This window comes from Streptomyces sp. NPDC059477 (assembly GCF_042749375.1).
Classification (GTDB): domain Bacteria; phylum Actinomycetota; class Actinomycetes; order Streptomycetales; family Streptomycetaceae; genus Streptomyces.
Genome location: NZ_JBHYUG010000011.1, coordinates 60,710 through 78,479, shown reverse-complemented (window position 1 = coordinate 78,479; position 17,770 = coordinate 60,710). Strand labels below are relative to the sequence as shown.

At 71.1% G+C, this 17,770-nt stretch carries 13 protein-coding genes; 3 read left to right on the top strand and 10 right to left on the bottom strand.

What is annotated here, in order from left to right; all coding sequences use genetic code 11:
- Nucleotides 1-100: 100 nt before the first annotated feature.
- From ACFXAZ_RS08415 to ACFXAZ_RS08400, 4 genes are all read right to left on the bottom strand, one after another.
- Complete coding sequence (locus ACFXAZ_RS08415) at nt 101-823, bottom strand: class III extradiol dioxygenase subunit B-like domain-containing protein (protein ID WP_384586643.1); 723 nt, start codon at nt 821-823, stop codon at nt 101-103.
- Between the two features lie 424 nt (nt 824-1,247).
- On the bottom strand, nt 1,248-1,517 hold the full coding sequence (locus ACFXAZ_RS08410; RefSeq protein WP_382692426.1) for a hypothetical protein: 270 nt from the start codon (nt 1,515-1,517) through the stop codon (nt 1,248-1,250).
- A 36-nt stretch (nt 1,518-1,553) separates the two neighbouring features.
- The gene (miaB, locus tag ACFXAZ_RS08405; RefSeq protein WP_384586640.1) at nt 1,554-3,080 is read right to left on the bottom strand and encodes a tRNA (N6-isopentenyl adenosine(37)-C2)-methylthiotransferase MiaB; all 1,527 of its coding nucleotides are present in this window, start codon (nt 3,078-3,080) and stop codon (nt 1,554-1,556) included.
- Between the two features lie 3 nt (nt 3,081-3,083).
- Nucleotides 3,084-3,764, bottom strand: coding sequence for a TMEM175 family protein (locus ACFXAZ_RS08400; protein WP_384586638.1), 681 nt, complete (start codon nt 3,762-3,764; stop codon nt 3,084-3,086).
- 469 nt (nt 3,765-4,233) lie between these two features.
- On the opposite strand from ACFXAZ_RS08400, the gene ACFXAZ_RS08395 reads away from it, so the two are divergent.
- Nucleotides 4,234-5,601, top strand: coding sequence for a ricin-type beta-trefoil lectin domain protein (locus ACFXAZ_RS08395; protein ID WP_384586636.1), 1,368 nt, complete (start codon nt 4,234-4,236; stop codon nt 5,599-5,601).
- Nucleotides 5,602-5,698: 97 nt separating this feature from the next.
- Entirely contained in the window at nt 5,699-7,909 is a 2,211-nt protein-coding gene (locus ACFXAZ_RS08390) for an RICIN domain-containing protein (RefSeq protein ID WP_384586634.1), read from the top strand.
- Between the two features lie 91 nt (nt 7,910-8,000).
- Here ACFXAZ_RS08390 and ACFXAZ_RS08385 read toward each other — a convergent pair whose 3' ends face one another.
- The 4 genes from ACFXAZ_RS08385 to ACFXAZ_RS08370 all read right to left on the bottom strand — a co-directional run bounded on the left by ACFXAZ_RS08385 (nt 8,001) and on the right by ACFXAZ_RS08370 (nt 12,673).
- Nucleotides 8,001-8,819 (bottom strand): ABC transporter permease, encoded by an 819-nt coding sequence (locus ACFXAZ_RS08385; protein ID WP_384586632.1) that lies wholly within the window; start codon nt 8,817-8,819, stop codon nt 8,001-8,003.
- A gap of 12 nt (nt 8,820-8,831) precedes the next feature.
- Nucleotides 8,832-9,626, bottom strand: a complete 795-nt coding sequence (locus tag ACFXAZ_RS08380) for an ABC transporter ATP-binding protein (protein ID WP_384586630.1) — start codon at nt 9,624-9,626, stop codon at nt 8,832-8,834.
- Nucleotides 9,627-9,702: 76 nt separating this feature from the next.
- Nucleotides 9,703-10,761, bottom strand: a complete 1,059-nt coding sequence (locus tag ACFXAZ_RS08375; RefSeq protein WP_384586628.1) for an ABC transporter substrate-binding protein — start codon at nt 10,759-10,761, stop codon at nt 9,703-9,705.
- 337 nt (nt 10,762-11,098) lie between these two features.
- Nucleotides 11,099-12,673 (bottom strand): MDR family MFS transporter, encoded by a 1,575-nt coding sequence (locus ACFXAZ_RS08370; protein WP_384586626.1) that lies wholly within the window; start codon nt 12,671-12,673, stop codon nt 11,099-11,101.
- Nucleotides 12,674-13,205: 532 nt separating this feature from the next.
- On the opposite strand from ACFXAZ_RS08370, the gene ACFXAZ_RS08365 reads away from it, so the two are divergent.
- Entirely contained in the window at nt 13,206-14,045 is an 840-nt protein-coding gene (locus tag ACFXAZ_RS08365) for a FadR/GntR family transcriptional regulator (protein ID WP_384586624.1), read from the top strand.
- A 722-nt stretch (nt 14,046-14,767) separates the two neighbouring features.
- On the opposite strand, the gene ACFXAZ_RS08360 is transcribed toward ACFXAZ_RS08365, so the two are convergent.
- Both ACFXAZ_RS08360 and ACFXAZ_RS08355 read right to left on the bottom strand, forming a co-directional pair.
- A complete protein-coding gene (locus ACFXAZ_RS08360; RefSeq protein ID WP_384586622.1) occupies nt 14,768-15,526 on the bottom strand; it encodes a dienelactone hydrolase family protein in 759 nt (252 codons plus the stop codon).
- 52 nt (nt 15,527-15,578) lie between these two features.
- Complete coding sequence (locus tag ACFXAZ_RS08355; protein ID WP_384586620.1) at nt 15,579-17,114, bottom strand: MFS transporter; 1,536 nt, start codon at nt 17,112-17,114, stop codon at nt 15,579-15,581.
- Between the last annotated feature and the right edge of the window lie 656 nt (nt 17,115-17,770).

The following is a 17,770-nucleotide window of genomic DNA, read 5'->3' as shown; positions in this document are numbered from 1 at the left end:
CCGGCCACCCACGGGTCCGCTGCCCGCGCACGGCACGGCGCACGCCGGCTGGCGACCCGCGCGCAACCGGCGGCCCCGGTGACCCGGCCCCGGGCCGGCGCTAGCTCCAGGTCGCCACCAGATACCCCACCCCGTACGGCGCCTCGTCGTACAGCAGGTCGCCGGAGAGTCCCGCGTCCTGCGCCGCGCCCGCCAGCACCTGCCAAGGGGCCCGGCCGGATGCCTTCAGCTCGCGGGACATGCCGGGGTCCAGCGCCGCGAGGGCCGCCCCGTCGGCCGCGCCCAGCGCGCGGGCGACCTCCGCGTCGTACGGCTCCGCGCGCTCGTCGAGATAGCCCGGCGCCTTGAGTGTGCGGCAGGCGCTGGCGTCGCCCATCACCAGCAGCGCGACCCGCTCGCCGGGCGCCGCCACGATCTCCCTCCCGATCTGGATACACCGCTCGGCGCCGAGTGGTTCCGCCACGGCGAGTCCCTCGATCGGGGCATCCGCCCATCCGGTCCGCTCCAGCAGCCAGGCGGCGACGGCGAGGGAGGTGGGCAGCGGGCGGGCCAGGTCGGCGGGGGCGGGTCGCTCTCGCCCGAGGCGTACGGCGGCGTCCACCCCGAAGCCGTGGAAGGAACCCCGGCTGCCCTCGGCGTACGTCCCGGCCTCCGCCTCCTCGGCCGGGCCGATCACCACCAGCCGGTCGGGGCGGGCCGCCGCCAGGACGCCGAGCGCGTCCACGCAGAAGGCGCGGGCGGCGTCCAGTTCGGGCGCGGCACCCGAGGCGACCTCGGGCACCAGCAGCGGCGGACAGGGACAGACGGCGGCGGCGACAAGCATGACCGGCAGGGTAACCCCGCCGGACGGCCGAGGTCCCGGGGAGGTCCGTCACACGGACGTCCGCGCACGGGAACCTCCACCGGACGGCCGGGATCTCGCGGACGCCCGCCACGAAGCCCCACCGGACCGCCAGGCCCCGACGCGCAAACCCCACACGGGCCCCACCAGACCCCGGAGCCCCGCGCACACCCGCCCCGTAGCCCCACCGGACCGCCGGAGTCCCACGCGCAAACCCCTCACGGACCCCCGCCAGACCCGCCGACCCCGGGCACACCTGCCGCAAAGACCCACCGGACCGCCGGACTCCCGCACCCCTCCACCGATCCCCGCCGGACCGCCGGGCCCCGTGCAGGTCCGTCGCAGGGGCCTCCGGCGGAGTCCCGCGCAGGCCGTCGCAAGAACCCCCGGAGGGGCCCCGCGGGGGTCAGTCCTCGATGAGTACGTCCGTCAGGTCGATCAGGGTGAGGAGGAGGATCACGAGCTTGCCGTCGCTGATCACGTACTCGACGAAGAGGTTGCGGGAGAGGGCGATCTCCCGGGTGGCGTCGTCGCCGCGCACCGGGTGGGAGAGCTTGTGCCGCGGGTCGGTCACCAGTATCGCCAGGCCGCGCTCCAGCACCTCGCGCCGGTCGGCGGACAGGCTGTCGCGCACTTCGGCGGCCTCTTCGGTGAACGCAATGCGGTACGGCAACATGGGACGGCTCCCTTCCGACCGCATTGTGGCAGTCCCTCAGTCGTGGCCGCAGCCGCCCGAGGAGACCGGCAGCGGCTCCGGGACGCCGATCTTCGGCAGACCCAGCAGGACGCCCGCCGGCTTGGCGGCCCCGGTCGTGTTGCGCTTCTCCCAGGCGTCGCCCGCGCGAGTGCGGCGGACCTTGAGTGCCTCGCCCTCGGCGAGCAGGTGGTGCGGGGCGGCGTAGGTGATCTCGACCGTGGCCACGTCGCCGGGGCGGACCTCTTCGGCGGGCTTGGTGAAGTGGACCAGGCGGTTGTCGGGGGCGCGGCCGGACAGGCGGTGGGTGGCGCCGTCCTTGCGGCCCTCGCCCTCGGCGACCATCAGGTCGAGCGTGCGGCCGACCTGCCCCTTGTTCTCGTCCCAGGAGATCTGTTCCTGGAGGGCGACCAGCCGCTCGTAGCGCTCCTGGACGGTCTTCTTGGGGATCTGGCCGTCCATGGTGGCGGCGGGGGTGCCGGGGCGCTTGGAGTACTGGAAGGTGAACGCCTGGGCGAAGCGGGCCTCGCGGACCACGTGGAGGGTCTGCTCGAAGTCGTCCTCGGTCTCGCCGGGGAAGCCGACGATGATGTCCGTGGTGATCGCGGCGTGCGGGATGGCGGCGCGGACCTTCTCGATGATCCCGAGGTAGCGGTCCTGGCGGTAGGAGCGGCGCATGGCCCGCAGGACCGGGTCCGAGCCGGACTGGAGCGGCATGTGGAGCTGCGGCATGACGTTGGGGGTCTCGGCCATCGCCGCGATCACGTCGTCCGTGAAGTCCTTGGGGTGGGGCGAGGTGAAGCGGACGCGCTCCAGGCCGTCGATCGCGCCGCACGCGCGCAGCAGCTTGCTGAACGCCTCGCGGTCGCCGATGTCGCTGCCGTACGCGTTGACGTTCTGGCCGAGCAGGGTGATCTCGCTGACGCCCTCGGCGACCAGGGCCTCGACCTCGGCGAGGACGTCGCCGGGGCGGCGGTCCTTCTCCTTGCCGCGCAGGGCCGGGACGATGCAGAAGGTGCAGGTGTTGTTGCAGCCGACGGAGATCGACACCCAGGCCGCGTACGCGCTCTCGCGGCGGGTCGGCAGGGTGGACGGGAACGCCTCCAGGGACTCGGCGATCTCGACCTGCGCCTCCTCCTGCACGCGGGCGCGCTCCAGGAGCACCGGGAGCTTGCCGATGTTGTGCGTGCCGAAGACGACGTCGACCCAGGGGGCCCGCTTCACGATGGTGTCGCGGTCCTTCTGCGCCAGGCAGCCGCCGACGGCGATCTGCATGCCGGGACGCCTGGTCTTCATCGGGGCGAGGCGGCCGAGGTTGCCGTACAGCCGGTTGTCGGCGTTCTCACGGACCGCGCAGGTGTTGAAGACGACCACGTCGGCGTCGCCGTCGGAGCCCTCGGGGGCGCGGACGTACCCGGAGTCCTCCAGCAGACCGGACAATCGCTCCGAGTCGTGCACGTTCATCTGACACCCGTAGGTGCGGATCTCGTACGTCGGATGTCCTTGAGCTTCCACTGCCGTGCTCCGGTCGCCGCTGCTGGTCATGCCTTAAAGGGTAGGCGGTCCGTCGACGGGCTCGTCCCTGGGTTTCCCGGACGCCCGCCCGCCCGGTCCGGGGGTGCGCGACAGCAACCGGGCCGGGACGGCCAGGAGCCACCAGTACTTGGCTGCGGTCGGGGAGAGGAAGGCCACCGGGATCGACGTACCGAAGACCAGGGCCAGCAGCAGGGTGTCGCGCAGGGCCTCCTTCAGGCGCGCGGGCGTGCTGTGGGGGGCGGTCAGCGCGGGGGCGGCCAGCAGACGGGCGTACATCGCGGCCCGCAGGGCGGCGGCCAGGGTGATCGCCCCGGCGTAGACGGTGGTGGCGGTGACGGTGGAGCCGTACTCGCTGATCAGGCGGGTGGGGAAGGGCAGGGCGGCGACGACCGCGAGGAGGGCGAAGTAGGTGTAGAGGAGCCAGTGGTCGACCCTCGCGATCAGCCGGAACAGTCCGTGCTGGGCCCGCCAGACGGTGCCGATGACGGCGAAGCTGAGCAGATAGGAGCCGATCGCGGGGAGCGCGTCCTGGACGGCGCCCGCGACCTCGGCCTCCGGCAGGCCGTCCGGGACGGTGATGTCCAGGGCGAGCAGAGTGATCGCGATGGCGAACACGCCGTCGCCGAAGGCCGCGAGGCGCTCGGGGGACAGCGGGGCGGCGCGGTGGGGCGCGCCGGACGAGCGGTGGTTCATGTCGGCGGCACCAAGGGGTCGGGGTGGGGGCGGGGCAACGCCCAAGGGGGGGTGGGGCACGGGCGGTGGCAGGGGCTGGGGCGCGGGCGGCGGCGGCACAGACAGGGGCGGGGAACAGGCGGTGGCTAGGGCTGTGACAAGGGTGGCGGTACGGGCTGTGACAAGGGTGGCGGCGCGGGCTGTGACAAGGGTCGTGGGGGCTCGGTATGCCAGCAGTACCACGCGGTGCCGTTGCGTCCCGCGAACGAAGGGGCCGGGGGTAGGAAAAGGACCCTCAGGGCGGCACATCGGCGCGGGGGCGGGCGCCCGGCCCGTGAACCCCCTTCCCTCACTTCTTACTTCACATCTTGACGGAAGTGGTCCGGACCTTTAGCTTCACCGAGCGACCCCCGTCCCGTGGGGGCGCCCGGCCGTTCAGAAGGTGAACACGGCCCCGCGCGCCCGCCCTCGCGAAAGGCCACCCCCCACCATGGCCAGAGCCAGGTCCTTCCCTCTCGCCGCCGCCGTCGCGGCCACCGCCCTCACGCTGTCCGCCGGTCTCCTCACCGCCTCCCCCGCACGGGCGGCGACCGGCACCATCACCGGTCTCGCGGGCAAGTGCCTCGACGTGGCCGGGGCCAGTTCCGCCGACGGCACCCCCGTACAGCTCTACGACTGCAACGGCACGGCCGCCCAGCAGTGGACCACCGGCACCGACGGGACCGTCCGGGCGCTCGGCAAGTGCCTCGACGTCACCGGCAACTCGACCGCCAACGGCGCCACGGTCCAGCTGTGGACCTGCACCGGCGGCGCCAATCAGCGCTGGACCGTGACCGCCGCGCGGGACCTCATCAATCCGCAGGCGAACAAGTGTCTGGACGTCACCGGCAACAACCCGGCCAACGGCACCCGCGCGCAGATCTGGAGCTGTACGGGCGCCGCCAACCAGAAGTGGACCGCTCCCGCCCCCGGCGACCCCGGCACCCCGGCGCCGATGGCGGTGGCGCCGTACCTCTACAACGGCTGGGGCGGTCCGCCGAGTCCGACGACGATCACCAACGCGACCGGCGTGAAGTGGTTCACGCTGGCGTTCGTGCTGAGCAACGGCTACTGCAACCCGCAGTGGGACGGCTCGCGGGCGCTGACCGGCGGCGTCGACCAGCAGACCATCACCACCGTGCGGGCGAACGGCGGCGATGTCATCCCGTCCTTCGGCGGCTGGAGCGGCAACAAGCTGGAGAGTTCGTGCGGGAGCGCGAGTGAGCTGGCCGCCGCCTATCAGCGGGTGATCGGCGCGTACGGGCTCAAGGCGATCGACATCGACATCGAGGCCGCCGCCTACGACAGCCCGGCCGTGCAGCAGCGCACGGTGGACGCCCTGAAGACGGTCAAGGCGGCCAACCCGGGCCTGAAGGTGTACGTCACCATCGGCACCGGGCAGAACGGGCCCGACACCAGCCTGATCAACCGGGCGGCCTCCTCGGGGCTGACCGTCGACGGCTGGACGATCATGCCGTTCAACTTCGGCGGCGCCGGGCAGAACATGGGCGATCTGTCCGTCCAGGCGGCCGAGGGACTCAAGAACGCGCTGAAGGCGGCGTACGGCTACAGCGACGACCAGGCGTACCGGTCCATGGGGATCTCCTCCATGAACGGGATCACCGATCAGAACGAGACCGTCACGGTCGCCGACTTCCGGACCATGCTCGCCTACGCCCAGCAGCACCGGCTGGCCCGGCTGACCTTCTGGTCCGCCAACCGCGACCGGCCCTGCACCGGCGGCCCCGCCGACAGCTGCTCCGGCGTCGGCCAGTCGGCCTGGGACTACACCCGGGTGTTCGCCGCGTACACCGGCTGACCCGCCCTGCCCCTGTCTTCCTCCTGCCTTCCCCCTTTGCGCCACCCCCCACCCCCATCCCCCATCCCCTGAGCCGATCCGTCGGCGAGGAGACCACGTGTTCCGTCTTTCGCGCCCCTCCCGCAAGGGGCACCGCAGATCCCTGGCCGCCGGTCTGGTCGTCGCAGCCGCCGCCTCCTTCCTCACGGCCGCCCCGGCGCCCTCCGCCTCCGCGGCCGAGGCGGCGCTGCCCACCGGCTGGGCGACCGTCATGAACGCCGCGAGCGGCCGTTGTCTGGACGCGCGGGCGGCCGGTACGGCCAACGGCACGGCCGTGCAGCAGTACGCCTGCAACAACAGCTACGCCCAGCAGTGGTCGTTCACGGCCACCAGCAACGGCTATGTCCGGATCAACAACCGCAACAACGCCGCTCAGGTCGTGGACGTCTCCGGCGTCTCGACCGCCGACAACGCCGCCGTGCATCTGTGGGGCTACGGCGGCGGCAACAACCAGCAGTGGCTGCCCGTGGACGAGGGCGGCGGTGCCTACCGCTTCGTGAACCGCAACAGCGGCAAGTGCCTGGACGTGCCGTCGGCGTCGACGGCCGACAGTGTGCAGCTGGTGCAGTACACCTGCAACGGCAGTGCCGCCCAGCGGTTCCAGGTGGTGCCGGTGGAGCAGTCGGCGGTCAATCCCGACCTCGGCCCGAATGTCGTCGTCTTCGATCCGTCGATGTCGTCGGCGACGATCCAGAGCCGGCTCAACACCATCTTCCAGCAGCAGGAGACCAATCAGTTCGGCTCACAGCGGTACGCGGTGATGTTCAAGCCGGGCTCCTACAACGCGGACGTCAACGTCGGCTTCTACACGCAGGTCGCCGGGCTCGGGCTGTCGCCGGACGCGGTGAACATCAACGGGGCCGTGCATGTGGAGGCGGACTGGTTCCCGCCGCAGAACGCCACCCAGAACTTCTGGCGCGGCGCGGAGAACCTGTCGGTGAATCCGACCGGCGGCACGGACCGCTGGTCGGTGTCCCAGGCGTCGGCGTACCGGCGGATGCATGTGCGGGGCAATCTGGAGCTGAGCGACGGCGGCTGGTCCAGCGGCGGTTTCATGGCCGACACCAAGATCGACGGTCAGGTCAACTCCGGTACGCAGCAGCAGTGGCTGACCCGTAACTCGCAGCTCGGCGGCTGGACCGGCTCGAACTGGAACATGGTCTTCGTCGGCAGCCAGGGCGTCCCCGCGACCAGCTTCCCGAGCCCGCCCTACACGACGGTCGCGCAGACCCCGGTGGTCCGCGAGAAGCCGTACCTGTACGTGGACGGGAACGGCGCCTATCAGGTGTTCGTGCCGGCGCTGCGGTCCAACTCGACGGCGACGACCTGGGCGGGCGGCACGGCGGCCGGGAGTTCCCTGCCGATCGACCAGTTCTACATCGTCAAGCCGGGCGCGACGGCGGCCGACATCAACGCGGCGCTGGCGGCGGGCAAGAACCTGCTGGTCACGCCCGGGGTCTACCACCTCAACCAGACCCTCCAGATCAACCGGCCCGACACCGTCGTCCTCGGCCTGGGCCTCGCCACCTTCATCCCCGACAACGGCATCACCGCCATGCGCGTCGCCGATGTCGACGGCGTGAAGGTCGCCGGGATCCTCTTCGACGCGGGCACCACCAACTCGGCCACGCTCATGGAGGTGGGCCCGGCCAATTCCTCCGCCTCCCACGCCGCCAACCCGACCAGCCTGCACGACGTGTACTTCCGTGTCGGCGGCGCGGCGGTCGGCAAGGCCACCACCAGCCTGGTCGTGAACAGCGACAACGTCATCGGCGACCACATGTGGATCTGGCGCGGCGACCATGGCTCCGGCATCGGCTGGAACAGCAACACCGGCGACACCGGACTCATCGTCAACGGGGACAACGTCACCATGTACGGCCTGTTCGTCGAGCACTACCAGAAGTACCAGACCATCTGGAACGGCAACGGCGGCCGGACGTACTTCTACCAGAACGAAATGCCCTACGACCCACCCAACCAGGCCGCCTGGATGAACGGCACCACCCAGGGCTACGCCGCCTACAAGGTCGCCAACACGGTCACCAGCCACCAGGTCTACGGCTTCGGCAGTTACTGCTACTTCAATGTCAATCCGGCCGTCGCGGCGGAGCGGGCGATCGAGGCGCCGGTCAACGCGAATGTACGGTTCACCAGCATGGTGACCGTCTCCCTGGGCGGTGTCGGCACGATCCGCCGGGTCATCAACGACCGGGGCGGGCCCTCCAACTCGACCACCAATGTCGCCAACCTCACCAGCTATCCATGAGCCGCCGGTGAGCCGCTGCTGAGCCGCCCATGACCTCGGCCCCCGTCCGGAGTGCGCCGGATGGGGGCCGAGGTGTCTCAGGGCCGGACGGTCAGCTCTGCCACTTCAGGGCGCGCTTCTCGAAGGCGCCGATGATCGCGCTGCCCGCCACCACCATGGCCACGATGATGACCAGCGCGGCGAACAGGCCGGCCGGGTCGAACTGCTGGGTCGCGGTCATGGAGTAGTAGCCGAGGCCCTCGTCGGCCGAGATGAACTCACCGGCGATGACGCCGATCATCGCGAACGACACCCCGGCCTTGAGACCGGCGAACAGCGGCACGGCGACCGACGGCACGACCACCTTGCGCACCACGTACATCCGGGAGGCACCCATGGCGCGGGCCACCTCGACCAGCGGCTTGGGCACATTGCGCATGCCCGAGTAGACGTTGAAGAACACCAGGAAGAACACGATCATGCTGGCGATCGCGACCTTCGAGCCCATGCCCAGGCCGAACCAGAGCAGCATCATCGGCGCCAGGGCGACCTTGGGGATGCCGTTGATGGCGTTCAGGATCGGCTCCAGGATCTCACCGACGATCTTCACCGCGCCGAGCGCCCAGCCCAGGACGGCGCCGCAGCTCGCGCCGAGCGACCAGCCCAGGACCAGCTCCTGAGCAGTGATCAGGGTGTGGCGGTGCATCGCGCTGTCACCGCTGACCTCGACCAGCTTGACGATCACGTCGATCGGGTTGCTGATCAGGAAGTAGTCGATCCACCGGCCGCTGACCAGTTGCCAGATGCCCAGGATCAGCAGGACGACGCCCAGTTGCCCGGCGATCACGAGCATGCCGTGGCGTCCGCGCGGACGCCCTGTCTTCTGCCGGACCACCCGGCCCCGCCGCATGGCGGGTTCTTCGAAAGACATCGCGCTCTCCTCCTAGGAGTCCAGGTCGTTTTCCAGCAGGCCCCACAGCTCGCGCCGCAGCTCCTGGAAGTTCTTCACGTCGGTGATGTTGTAGACGTCCCGGGGGCGTTCGAGCGGGATGTCGACGGTGGCGCGGATCCGGCCGGGGCGGCCGGTCATGACGGCGACCCGGTCGGACAGGGCGATGGCCTCGGTCAGGTCGTGGGTGATGAACACGACCGAGGTCTGCCGGCGCTGCCACAGGTCCAGGACCGTCTTCTGCATGGTCGTCTTGGTGATCGCGTCGAGCGCGCCGAACGGCTCGTCCATGAGCAGCACTTCGGGCTCGTAGACCATGGTCCGGGCGATGCAGCAGCGTTTCTGCATGCCGCCGGAGAGCTGGCGGGGGTAGTGGTTCTCGAACCCTTCCAGGCCCACGATCTTCAGCCACTCGCGGGCCCGCTCGACCCGCTCCCGCTTGGGCACCTTGCGGATCTCCAGCGGCATCATCACGTTCTCCAGCGCCGTGAACCACGGGAAGAGATTGGAGTCCTGGGTGATGTAGCCGATCTCCAGACGGTCCAGCTCACGGTCGCCGCTGAGCAGCTTGACCTCGCCGGACGTCGGCTTCAGCATGCCGGTGACGATGTTGAGCAGGGTGCTCTTGCCGCATCCGCTGGGCCCCACCACGGTGAAGAATTCCTTCTCCCGGATGGTGAGGTTCACGTCCGTGAGGACGTCCATCATCTTGCCGTCGGGCGACTCGAACCGGTGCGAAAGATCCCCGAGGATCATCGTCGGCCGCGCCGTCTCAAGGTCCTGCTTCATTTTCCTCCGCCTCGTCCCTGTGCTGGCGTCCGTCTGGTGGCGTCGGCGCGGGCCTCGTGGCCCGAGCGCGGCCGGGTCACTTCTGGTACTCGTCCGTGTAAGCCTTGGCGAGCTTGTCGGCGGACGGCATCTCGAACATGCCCATGTCGGCGAGGATCTCGGTGCTCTTGTTGAACTCCTCCTGCGTCATGTTGGCGTCCGTCGCCCACTTGTAGTGGGGCATGGCCTTGATCAGGATCTCCTCGCTGAAGGAGTTCATATTGGCCTGGAGCGCCTTGGCCGCTTCCTCGGGCTTCTCGTCGAGGTAGTTGTTGGCGGTGCCGATGGCGTTGCAGATCTTCTCCGCGACATCCGGGTGGGCCTCGGCGTACTCCCTGGAGGTGCCGATCCCGGACCAGGCGACGCTGTCCAGCTCCGAGAACAGGTCGGAGGTGGCGGTGTCGTAGATGATCTTGCCGGGGGCGACCGAGAGCACCTGGTCGGGGATGGGCTGGGGCTGGAAGACCAGGCCGACCTGGCCCTTCTGGAAGGCGGCGGTGGAGGCCGCGGTGTTGGCCTGGGACAGCACGCCGATCGAGTCCCGGGCCAGGCCCTCCTTCTCCAGGAGCGCCTCCAGCAGCTTGGCGCCCGGGTTGACGGTCCGGCCGCCGATCGCGGTGATGTTCTCGCCCTCCAGGGCGATGAGCTGCTCCTTGAGCGTCATGTCGTCCGACATGTTGTTGCGCTCCCAGGCCGCGTCGCTGACGGCGAGCATGTACGACGGGTCCACCTGCGTCACACAGATCTGCTGGAGGTCGATGTCCTCCTGCGTGGTGGACTGGATGACCGTGGAGGTGTTCACGGCGCCGAACTGCACCTTGCCGGTGGCGATCTGAAGACTCGCGTTGGCGATGGTCTCGACCGTGACATCGAGGCCCTCGTCCTCGAAGAAGCCCAGCTCATCGGCGAGGAAGATCGGGGCGTTGGCGGGCGCGGCGATCGACACCGAGACGATGATCTTGTCGCTCGCTCCGGGGCTGGCGTTCCCCCCGCAACCCGCTGCGGCGGTCAGGCTCACCGCCGCGGCGATCACGGCGGTGCGCCGGCGCAGCGCGGTGGCCCGAGGACGGGGTGAAGCGCCATTGCTTCTGTGCATGTTCAGATCCCTAATCTCGTGACGTTCGAGGTCCCCATCTGGCGGCTGCCGGACACTCACGTCTGGTCCGGAGTCCTCCCCTTGCCGGAAAGGGGGGTCAGGCGGGTCGGGCGGTGGCGGCCGTCCCGGGCCGGCCACGCGCTACATGTGCGGTATGTGCAATACGTGCTGCATGTGCTGCGTGTGCGTCGAGGCATGCGGTACGCGCGATGTATGCGGCATGTGCGGTGCATGCGGCGTGTGCGGCGCCTGCGGTGGGTGCGATACATGCGGTACGTGGTGACCTGTATGGAGAGTGCGGATGGAGGGTGCTCACGGCGAGGCCGCTACGGCGTGGTCAGGGCCGGGGCTTGTGAGCCGGGGAGGGCGTCTGCGGCATAGGCGCTTCCTGGGGACGGGGATCGGGGTCGGGCGGGGACGGGGTGGGCCGGGGGGCCGCCGGGGTGGACCGGCGCCGGCCGCGCGGCGGGGGGATCGTGGGCGCCGCGTCGGTGTCGCTGACGCGGGTCGCGGCGTACAGGCCGAGGATGTTCAGGGCGGCGGCGGTGAAGAAGGCGGCGCGGTAGCCGGTCATGTCGGCCCCGCCGCCGGGGCCGGAGGCGGAGACCAGGACCGTGGTGACGACCGCGACCCCGAAGGCGCCGCCGATCCGCCGGCCGACGTTGAAGAGGGTGGAGGCGCGGCCCGAGGACGCGTCGGAGACGGTCGCGAAGGACGCGGACTGGGTGCCGAGGAAGACCTGGCCGACGGCGAGGCCCATCAGCACCAGCAGGGCGATGACCAGCCAGAGCGGGGTGGTCTCGTCCAGCAGCAGGGCCATCAGGGCGACGGCCACGCTGGTGCCGGCGGCGCCCAGCATCAGCTGGCGGCGCGGCTTCAGCTTGCGGTACAGCAGCCGGCTGGCGAGCTGGGAGCCCACGGCCACCCCCAGGGACTGGGGGAAGGTCGCGAGTCCCGCGGCCATCGGGGTCATCCCCCGGACATCCTGGAGGTAGAGAGTAATCAGAAAGAGCGTGCCGAGGAAGGTCGCGGACTGCATGGTCATCGCCGTGGTGCCGGCGGCGAAGAGCCGGATGCGCAGCAGCCTGAAGTCCATCATCGGGGCCTTCTTGCGGACGCTCACCAGGACCAGCCCGGTGAGCAGCGCGCCGCCGCAGACCAGTCCGGCGAGCACCGGGGGCGAGCCCCAGCCGCGTTCGGGTCCCTCGGAGATGCCGAACATCAGCACGCCGAAGCCGGACGCGGCGAGCAGGAACCCGGTGAAGTCGAGCCGTTCGGCGGGCCGGGCGGGCTCGTTGCGCAGGCACAGGATCCCGAAGACCACCGCGAGCACACCGAACGGGACGTTGACGTAGAAGATCGCGCGCCAGGAGACCTGGCTGACCAGGATGCCGCCGAGGACGGGGCCCAGGGTGGGGGCCAGTCCGTTGGCCATGGTGAGGATGGCGGAGGCGCGGACGCGTTCCTCGGGGCGGTAGGCGCGCAGCAGCATCGCCATGCCGACCGAGGCGAGCATGCCGCCGCCGGCTCCTTGCAGGACCCGGAAGGCGATGAGCTGGCCGAGGCTGGTGGCGGTGCCGCACAGGGCGGAGGCGAGGGTGAAGACGGTGATGGCGGTGAGCAGGGTGCGCTTGCCGCCGAAGCGGTCGCCGAGCCAGCCGGAGCAGGGGACGAAGACCGCGAGGCTCACCAGGTAGGAGACGGAGACGATGTCGACCGAGGTGGAGGGGACGTCGAAGGCCCGGCCGATCGAGGGGAGCGCGATGTTGACGATGGTCATGTCGAGCGTGCTCAGGAAGATGCCGGCCACATACACGATGCCGACGGCCAGCTTCTGGCTGACGTCGAATCGTGGACCGCGCCGGGCGCCGACGTCGTGAACGGCGTCGGTGTGCGGGCGGGTTGGGGACATGGACGGCCTCCGGTGGCTCGGTCGTGGATCTTGGAACGCTTACTCGCACTACGGGGCGGTCTGCATCGCCGTCCTCCGTCATGAGGGGTGTCGTCGCGGCTGTTCCCGCGCACGCCACCGGTCGGGTGGGCGTGTGGGGGTGGGGTGGAACGAGGGGGGAGCGAGGGTGGGGTGAATGCGGATGTGTCGTCATGTCCGGGAGGGGCCGGTGTCACGGCGGTCTCGGGTACCGATGTCTGGTGTCGACGGCGTCGCTGACCCCAAGAAACCTTCTTGGTAGGTTGCTGTCAAGGTAAAGCGCACGCATTTCTTTCTTGACCCTGGAACACGCCGGGAAGAGCGCGCGAAACGCGTTCCCACACCCGTTACTCGGTCTCGACTCGGTCAAATCAGCGCGTGGGACGGAGCGTTGAGGCTCCGGGGGGCCGGCTCGACGCGGCTTGTGAGTTACCTATTAGGTAGGTTACGATCACCTCACTACTAAGAGCGGCCCCGTGCGTCACCGCGGCTCACGGCGCCTTCTGGGGGTGACATGTCCGTGCCCAATCCCTCCGCGAAGATCTTTCGCGGCCGGGTGGCCGACCAGATCGTCGAGGACCTCCGGGAGCAGATCCTCAGCGGCGCACTGCCCAATGGCTCCCGGCTGCCGTCCGAACGGGATCTGGCGGCGTCGTACGACGTCAGCGCGCCCACCATCCGCGAGGCGGTCCGGGTGCTCACGGCGATGGGCCTGATCACCACCCGCAACGGCAGCCGGGCCACGGTCAACGCACAGGGCGACACCATGCTCGCGATGTCCATCGCCTCGGTCGTGCAGGTCGAGAAGGTGGGCGCCCGCGAGGTGCTGGGGCTGCTCGGCGCGCTCCAGGCGTACGCCGCCGAGCTGGCCGCCGAGCACGCCACGGACGACGAGCTGGCGCGGCTGCGCGAGAGCGCGGAGGCGATCCCCGGAGCGGAGGGCGTCGAGGCCGCCGCGGTGGCCCTGCAACACTTCTTCGCCACCCTCGCGGAGATCTCCCACAACCCGCTGCTCGCCGCGCTGTGCCGCTTCGTCAACGAGATGCAGATCGGCCTCTCCGTGAAGCTGTCCGGCAGCGAGGAGGGCGGCTGGGGGCAGGTCGCGGGCGCGCTCCAGCCCGGCCGGATGCGCATCGTGACCGCCATCGGCACCCGCGACCCCGCCCATGCCGCGGACGTCGTGCGCGCCTACCACCACCAGGTCGTCGAACGCCTCCGCGTGGTCCGCCCCAACCGAGACACCGACGCCGACGACAACCGCCTCACGGAGGCCCTGGGCGCGTGGCTCAGGTCGAACGTGGGGTTGGGCGGGCAGGTGACGGGGAGGCGGGAGCCGGGGGGTTCGGCGGGGTGAGGTGGCGGGGCTGCGGGCGGGTGCCCGGGCCGCGCGGCGGACGCCCTTGAGGTCATCGGCGGGTGGGTCGGCCCTGCCGCCGATGGCCCGGCCTCACGGCTGCTGACCGGGGCTCCCGGCAGGGGGCCGAGGTGGGAGGCGGGTGGCTCTGGGGCGGCGGTGGTGACCGGCCGGGCGGGGCCTTGCGCGCTTGCGCGACGGAGCTGCCGGGCGAGTGCCCGAGAGGTGTTTTCCCCCGCCAATGGCGGGGCGGAGCGCGTGTGAACCGGGCGCTGGATGGGGTTGGGCCCAAGGCCGGTGCGGATACCGGGGGTGGGCCCGTGCCCCGTAGAGGCGCGGGGGCCGGGCTCAAGGCCCGTACTGACATCAGGGGTGGGCCGATGCCCCGTACTGACACTGGCGCCGGGCCTAAGACCCGTACGAGCGCAGGGACCCGTACGGGAGCGGGGCCGGGCTCAAGGCCCGTACAGACACCAGAAGTGGGCCCAGACCTCGTACGGACACCGGAGTTGGGACCCGTACAGACGTCGGGAAGTGTCTCGCCGCGCGTGACCGAATCGACCGGTGCCCCGCCGCGGCGGCCCTACGGCTGTCGGGCGGGGCGTGGTTCCGGGGTCGGTGAGCCGGGGTGGCGGCGGGGAGGACGGGCGGGGCCCATGGGCCGTTCGGGCCTGGCGAGGTCGCCGGGCCCGAACCGCAGCCGTCCGTCCTCCGTCGGCGCGCTACGCGTACGTGCGCTCCAGCAGGGCCAGCAGGGCCGACCAGTGGCGTTCGTCGGATTCCTTGTCGTAGGACGTGGTGTCGGACTGGGTGTAACCGTGGTGGGCGCCGGTGTAGACCTCGCTGTGGTGGCGGACGCCGGCCTCGGTGAGGGCGGATTCCAGGCGCTGGATCTGCTCCGGGGGCAGGGAGGGGTCGTCGTCGGCGTGGCCGAAGTACAGCTCGGCGGTGACGGCGGGGGCGACCAGGTGGGGGCTGTCCGGATCCTCGGTGGCGAGGCGTCCGCCGTGGAAGCCCGCGGCGGCGGCGATCCGGTCCGGGTAGGTGCCGGCCGTGAGGAGGGACAGCCGGGCGCCCACGCAGTAACCGGTCAGGGCCACCTTGCCCGGGGTCACCAGGGGGCTGTCCGCGAGCCAGGCCAGATAACCCGCCGCGTCGCGCATCGCGAGGTCCGGGGTGAGGGAGCGCAGGATCGGGCGCAGCCGCTTCCACAGGTCGCCGCGGGTCTCCTCGCCGATGACCTCGGGGAGGTCGACGACCGGTGCCCCGCCGTGCCGGTGGAACAGGTTGGGCACCAGGACGGTGTAGCCCGCCCCGGCCAGCCGGTCGGCCATCGCGCGCACATGGGGCCGTACTCCGAAGGCGTCCGTGTAGAACAGCACTCCGGGGTGGGGCCCGCCGTCGGCGGGGTGGGCCAGGTAGGCGTCGGCGGTGCCGTCCTGGACGGGTACGTCGACGGCGGTTCCCTGGACTTGGGTCATCGTGTGGTGCCTCTCTGCGGGGTACTGCGCTGGGGTCGGGAAGGGCGGCGGCTCACCTGACCGGTTCCGCCTTCTCCACGCCTATTTTCGGGGCCGGGGTGCGGCGGGCCGGGATGCCGAGGCCGGGCAGGGCCACCACGAAGGCGACGGCGGCCAGTCCGGCGGTGCCCAGCAGGCCCAGGCGGGCGGCGGCGGCGAAGTCGCCGTGGGTGGAGGCGAGCCGGCTGAAGTAGAGGGAGCTGGCCAGGGCCGTGCCCAGGGAGGTGCCGATCTTCATGCCGGTCTGGTAGACACCGGCCGCGGTACTGCCCTCCCGGCGCGGCACCAGCTGGAGCGCGAGCGTCTGGTTGGCGGCGATGACGAGTCCGGCGCCGCAGCCGGCCAGCGCCAGCGGCAGGGCCATCCGCAGGAACATGTTGTCACCGGGGCCGGAGGCGCCGACGACCAGCGCGGTGAGCGCGAGCCCGCCTGCGGTCATGGCCGAACCGACGATGACCAGCGGCCTGCCGACCCGGTGTGCCAGCCGGCCGCTGACGATCCCGCAGCCCGCCGAGCCGAGCGTGAACAGCACGGTGCACAGGGACGCCTTGAACGGCGTGTAGTGCATGCCCTGCTGGAGGAACTGGAACAGGACCAGGAAGATGCCGGTGAATCCGCCGTACAGGGCCCCGGCGACCACCGTGCCGACCCAGTACGTACGTTCCCGGAAGAGGTTGATGTCGACCAGGGGCTGCCGGCCGCGCCGGGCCACCGCGCGCTCCCAGAACACGAACGCGACCAGCAGGGCGAGTCCGGTCCAGGCGAGCCACCAGCGGCGTTCGCCCCATCCGCCGCTCTGGAGCAGCGGCAGCATCACGGCCGAGACGGCGAGGCCGAGCACGAGTGCGCCGACGAGGTCGAGGCTGCCGGCCTTCGCGCCGCGGCGACCGCCCTCGGGCAGCAGCTTGGCGGCCAGCACCAGCGCGATGACGTCCAGCGGGATGAAGAGCAGGAAGATCCAGCGCCAGCCGCCGTCGCCGAACGCCTGGAGGATCGCGCCGCCCAGCAGGGGGCCGATCGCGGTGGAGAGGCTGACGCTGGCGCCGTAGTAGCCGAAGGCACGGCCGCGTTCACGCGGCGGGTACATCTGGTGCAGCATGCCGACGACCTGCGGGGCGACCAGTCCGGCGGCGGCGCCGCGGGCGAGCCGGGCCACGAGCAGCCAGGTGGCGTCGGGGGCGAGTCCGCAGAGCACGCCGGTCAGGGTGAACAGCACCATCCCGATCAGGAAGATCTTGCGGCGGCCGAACTCGTCGCCGAGCCGGCCGCTGGGGATCAGCGCCAGTCCGAAGGTCAGTGTGTATCCGGCGACGGACCAGGTGGCCTGCGCGGACGACAGGTTGAGATGGTGCTCCATGGACGGCAGCGCGGCGGTGACGATGCTGACGTCGAGCAGGGTGAGAAAGGCCGCCGCGATGCAGACGGTCAGGGCCTGGGCGCGGCGCCGGGGGGTGAGTCGGGGGGGCTCGGCACCACCGGGGCCGTGCTTCGGTCCGGAGGTTCCGGAGGTGTCGGGGGTCGTGCTGAGGTCATCCGGCGTCTTTGCCATGGCGTACCTCTGTTTCCCATCGGCTGTCGGTACGGGGAATCAATAGCCGTGGCAGGCGGGGGCGGCCTGCCGGGGAATGTGGCTCTTTGCGGCTCGTAGCGGTTCGTTGCGGCTCGTCGCGGTGGAGCTACATCCGTTTCCTTGTCCTTGTCCGGAGGAGGACGCGGGCGTTGCGCGGTGGCGCCGTGAGCGCCGTCGCCACGGCGAGGTGGCGGGGTGGGCGCCTGGCGGTGGCGCCGAGGACATCTTGCGGGAGGCCGGGGGCACCCTTTCGGTCGCGCCGAGGACATCTTGCGGGAGGCCGCGAGCGCCTTTCGGTGACACCGCGGTCACCTCGCGGGGAGGCCGCAGGGCGTCTCTCGGCGGCGCCGAAGACACCTCGCGGGAGGCCGCGAGCGCCTTTCGATGACACCGCGGACACCTCACGGAAGGCCACGGTCACCCGTTCGGTGACACCGTGGACATCTCACGCGAGGCCGCGGGCACCTTTCAGCGGCGCCGCGGACACCTCACGGAAGGCCGCAGGCCGCCTCGCCGGGGCGACGTGAGCGCGCCCTGGGGCGGCGCCCGCGTCGCTCCGAGCGGGGGGGGGGCCAGCGCAAAACACCCCCCCCCGCCCCCCCCCCGGGGCGGGGGGGCGAGGCGGGCGGGGGCGC

Bases quoted from the DNA above. Each gene is read 5' to 3' on its own strand.
- ACFXAZ_RS08415 (WP_384586643.1), bottom strand. From the start codon at position 823: ATGCTTGTCGCCGCCGCCGTCTGTCCCTGTCCGCCGCTGCTGGTGCCC.
- ACFXAZ_RS08410 (WP_382692426.1), bottom strand. From the start codon at position 1,517: ATGTTGCCGTACCGCATTGCGTTCACCGAAGAGGCCGCCGAAGTGCGC.
- miaB (WP_384586640.1), bottom strand. From the start codon at position 3,080: ATGACCAGCAGCGGCGACCGGAGCACGGCAGTGGAAGCTCAAGGACAT.
- ACFXAZ_RS08400 (WP_384586638.1), bottom strand. From the start codon at position 3,764: ATGAACCACCGCTCGTCCGGCGCGCCCCACCGCGCCGCCCCGCTGTCC.
- ACFXAZ_RS08395 (WP_384586636.1), top strand. From the start codon at position 4,234: ATGGCCAGAGCCAGGTCCTTCCCTCTCGCCGCCGCCGTCGCGGCCACC.
- ACFXAZ_RS08385 (WP_384586632.1), bottom strand. From the start codon at position 8,819: ATGTCTTTCGAAGAACCCGCCATGCGGCGGGGCCGGGTGGTCCGGCAG.
- ACFXAZ_RS08380 (WP_384586630.1), bottom strand. From the start codon at position 9,626: ATGAAGCAGGACCTTGAGACGGCGCGGCCGACGATGATCCTCGGGGAT.
- ACFXAZ_RS08375 (WP_384586628.1), bottom strand. From the start codon at position 10,761: ATGCACAGAAGCAATGGCGCTTCACCCCGTCCTCGGGCCACCGCGCTG.
- ACFXAZ_RS08370 (WP_384586626.1), bottom strand. From the start codon at position 12,673: ATGTCCCCAACCCGCCCGCACACCGACGCCGTTCACGACGTCGGCGCC.
- ACFXAZ_RS08365 (WP_384586624.1), top strand. From the start codon at position 13,206: ATGTCCGTGCCCAATCCCTCCGCGAAGATCTTTCGCGGCCGGGTGGCC.
- ACFXAZ_RS08360 (WP_384586622.1), bottom strand. From the start codon at position 15,526: ATGACCCAAGTCCAGGGAACCGCCGTCGACGTACCCGTCCAGGACGGC.
- ACFXAZ_RS08355 (WP_384586620.1), bottom strand. From the start codon at position 17,114: ATGGCAAAGACGCCGGATGACCTCAGCACGACCCCCGACACCTCCGGA.